Here is a 3,366-nt window from a genome sequence, read left to right on the forward strand (position 1 = left end):
CGCGTAGGAGGCGGCCCTTGCCCCGGGGCCTGCGACTCGGACGCGGCTCGGCGGCCGGGTCCTCGCCGCGCGTGCGCTCGGCCGTCGCGGCGGTCATCCGGCGCTCACCTCCATGACGTCCTCGGTGCCGAGCGCCTTGGCGTAGGCGAAGATGCCGATCAGCAGGGCCGCCATGAGCACGAACGAGAGCGCAGCAGCCTGGGGATACTGGCTGTTGGAGATGTAGAGAGTCTGGATGATGTTGCCGATCATCACCTGGCCGGTGCCGCCGAGGATGGAGGCGCTGATGTAGTCGGAGGTCACCGGCACGAAGGTCAGCAGCACGCCGGCGAAGACCCCCGGGATCGACAGCGGCAGCACCACCCGCAGGAACGTCTGCGTCTTGCTGGCGAACAGGTCGCTCGACGCTTCCAGCACCTCGCGGTTGATCCGCTCCAGCCCGACGTAGATCGGCAGCACCATGAAGGGCACCGAGTAGTAGGTCAGGCTCGCGATCACCGCGAAACTTGTTGCGAGCACGTGGAAGTCGCCTGGCAACAGGCCCAGGTCGCGCAACGGCCCGAGCAGGAGGCCGTCGTCGGACAGGAGGAACTTCCACGCGAGCGTGCGCAGCACGAAGGTCACGAAGAACGGCAGGAGCAGCAGGAAGAGGTAGACCGCCTTGCGGTTGCCGCCGTGGAACGAGATCCAGTAGGCCATCGGGTAGCTGATGATGATCGTGGCGACCGTCGTGATGACACCGTAGACAACCGACCTGAAGAACTGCGAGTGGTAGGCGGACAGCATGTCGGCGTAGTTGCCCACGTCGAAAGTCTGCGAGAAGCCGCTGATCAGGTTCCCGCTCATGGTCGAGATGCTCAACATCGCCACGATGGGGACGACGAAGAAGATCGCGATCCAGAGGCCACCGGGCAGGATCAACGCGTATGGCGTGAGCGTCGCCCTCAGCCGGCGCCCCATCAGGGCCTCGACACCGGTGCCGCGTGGTGCGGTTCGCCGGTCAACGCGTAGGAGTGCTCGACCCGCCAGGTCAGCCAGACGGCCTGCCCCTGCGCCGCGGCGCTCTCGGAGCTCGCGGCGTTCTGCAGGAAGACCACCACGTCGGCTCCGGTGGCGGTGGTCACGGTGTAGCTGGTGGACGTCCCTTGGTAGACGACCGCCTTGATGGTCCCCCTCAACGAGCAGCCCTGGTCCGGTGCCCGGGCCGCCAGCTCGATCTTCTCGGGCCGCACGGTGAGCTCGAGCGCATCTCCCGGTGACGCGTCCGGCGCCGCGACCAGGACGCGTCCGTCCGCGCCGAAGTCGAGCAACGCCATACCATCCACCATCCTGGCGACCCGGCCGGTGAGGATGTTGGAGGTGCCGATGAAGCCGGCCGTGAAGCGGGTCGCCGGCTGTTCATAGATCTCGCGTGGCGTCCCGAGCTGCTCGATCCGGCCGGCGTTCATCACGGCGACCCGGTCTGACATGGTCAGGGCCTCGCCCTGGTCATGGGTCACGTAGACGAAGGTGATGCCCACCTCCTGCTGGATCCGCTTGAGCTCGATCTGCATCGACTGGCGCAGCTTGAGGTCGAGGGCGCCCAGGGGTTCGTCGAGCAGCAGCGCCCGGGGGCGGTTGACCAGCGCTCGGGCCAGCGCCACGCGCTGCCGCTGGCCACCGGACATCTGCGAGGGTCGGCGCTGTTCCATGCCGGTGAGCTCCACCAGCTCCAGGGTCTCCCGGACACGTTCGGCGATCTCGGGCTTCGGGACCTTGTGCCGGCGCAGGCCGAACGCGACGTTGGCGAAGATGTCCATGTGGGGAAACAGCGCGTAGCTCTGGAACACCATGTTGACGTCCCGCTTGTTCGGCGGGGTGTCCGTGACGTCGCGGCCGTAGAGCAGGACGGCGCCCTCGGTCGGCTCCTCGAACCCGGCGATCATCCGAAGCGTCGTCGTCTTGCCGCAGCCGGACGGCCCCAACAGTGAGAAGAACTCTCCCGACTCGATGGTCAGGTCGAGTCGCTCGACCGCGCGGAAGCCTTCACCTCGTCGCGCGGCGTAGGTCTTGCCCACCCCGGCCAGCTCGATCGCCGCGGACGGTCTCGAGGCGGAGGGCCTCGCCGCTCCCGGGGCGTGTTGGGTGGCCGGTGTCTCCATCAGGCGCTCTCCACAGGTCAGGACTGGAAGATCGGATCGAAGACCGCGTTGAACGCGTCGATCTCGTCCAGCTTCAGCGTGCGCCCGGTGGACACCTGGCCATAGGTCTTGTCGCTGGGGAAGACCGCGTAGCTCTTGGCGAGGTCGCGCAGGTATGTCGCGTCATCGCCCTTCGACTTCTTCGCGTCGGCGAGCACGATGTCCTTGGCCGAGGGCACAGGGGTGATGTAGTTGACCCACTCGGCCACCATGGCGGCGACCTTGGGCTCGTAGTAGAAGTCCATCAGCATCAGGGCGTCGACCGGGTTCTCGGCATACTTGAGGATCAGGAAGTTGTCGGTCCACAGCAGGGCGCCCTCCTTCGGGATCACGAACTCCAGCTTGGTCCCGGACAGGTTGCTCTGGAAGATGTCGCCCGACCATGCCTGGCACACCCAGATGTCCCCGTTGGCCAGCGCCTCGACGTAGTCCTGCTCATAGAACTTGCGGACGTTGGGCTTGACCTTCTCCAGCCACTCGGCGGCCTTCTTCCAGTCGTCCTCGGTCGAGGTCTTCGCGTCGATGCCGAGCGCGAACATGGCGGCGTTGCCGAGCTCCTCGGCGTCACCGAACATGCCGATCTTGCCCTTGAAGGCGGGATCCAGCAGATCGTCGAAACTGGTGATCTTGCGCCTCGTCTTGGCGGGGTTGTAGGCGAGTCCGCTGAAACCCGCCTGGTAGGGAATGGTGTAGGTGTTGCCCGGGTCGTAGGTCGGGTCCTTGTACTTCGCGCCCGCGTACTTGGCGAAGTTGGGCAGCCGGTCGTGGTCGAGAGGCACCAGGTAGCCGAGCTGGATCATCCGGCTGAGGACCTGCCCGTCGGAGATCACCGCGATGTCGTAGCCGGTGCTCTGCCCCGCGGCGAGGGTCGGACGGATCTTGGCGAAGAAGGAGGGGTTGTCCTGGATGTCCTCGCGATAGGCCACCTTGATGCCGGTCCGCTTCTCGAACAGCTCGAGCGAGGGGTGCTTGCCCTTGTTGCCTTCGGCGGTGTCGAGGTAGAGCGGCCAGTTGGCCCAGGTGAGCTTTCCGGTCTTCTTCTTGCCGGACCAGTACTTCGTGACCGCGTCCTCACCGGCCGTCGCGCCACCCGTGCCGCCCGTGCCACCGGTGGCCCCCGTGCCTCCCGTGCCTCCGGTCTCGTCGCTCGCCGGCGCCTGACCGCTCACGCCGCACGCCGACAGCA

Annotated in this window: 3 protein-coding genes; all 3 read right to left on the reverse strand. The window is 66.6% G+C overall.

All coding sequences use genetic code 11. From position 1 onward, the window contains the following. Nucleotides 1-93 precede the first annotated feature (93 nt). Nucleotides 94-960 (reverse strand): ABC transporter permease, encoded by an 867-nt coding sequence (locus FRW57_RS19170; RefSeq protein ID WP_137119974.1) that lies wholly within the window; start codon nt 958-960, stop codon nt 94-96. Then, nucleotides 960-2,141, reverse strand: a complete 1,182-nt coding sequence (locus tag FRW57_RS19175; protein ID WP_137119975.1) for an ABC transporter ATP-binding protein — start codon at nt 2,139-2,141, stop codon at nt 960-962. Before FRW57_RS19175 ends, FRW57_RS19170 begins: the two co-directional genes overlap by 1 nt. 17 nt (nt 2,142-2,158) lie before the next feature. Beyond that, the coding region (locus tag FRW57_RS19180; RefSeq protein WP_203230421.1) for a polyamine ABC transporter substrate-binding protein at nt 2,159-3,366 on the reverse strand (1,208 nt) is incomplete at its 5' end.

Source organism: Segeticoccus rhizosphaerae, from assembly GCF_009192725.1.
Lineage (GTDB): Bacteria > Actinomycetota > Actinomycetes > Actinomycetales > Dermatophilaceae > Segeticoccus > Segeticoccus rhizosphaerae.

Coding starts and splice junctions, on each gene's coding strand:
- FRW57_RS19170 (WP_137119974.1), bottom strand. CDS start 960: ATGGGGCGCCGGCTGAGGGCGACGCTCACGCCATACGCGTTGATCCTG.
- FRW57_RS19175 (WP_137119975.1), bottom strand. CDS start 2,141: ATGGAGACACCGGCCACCCAACACGCCCCGGGAGCGGCGAGGCCCTCC.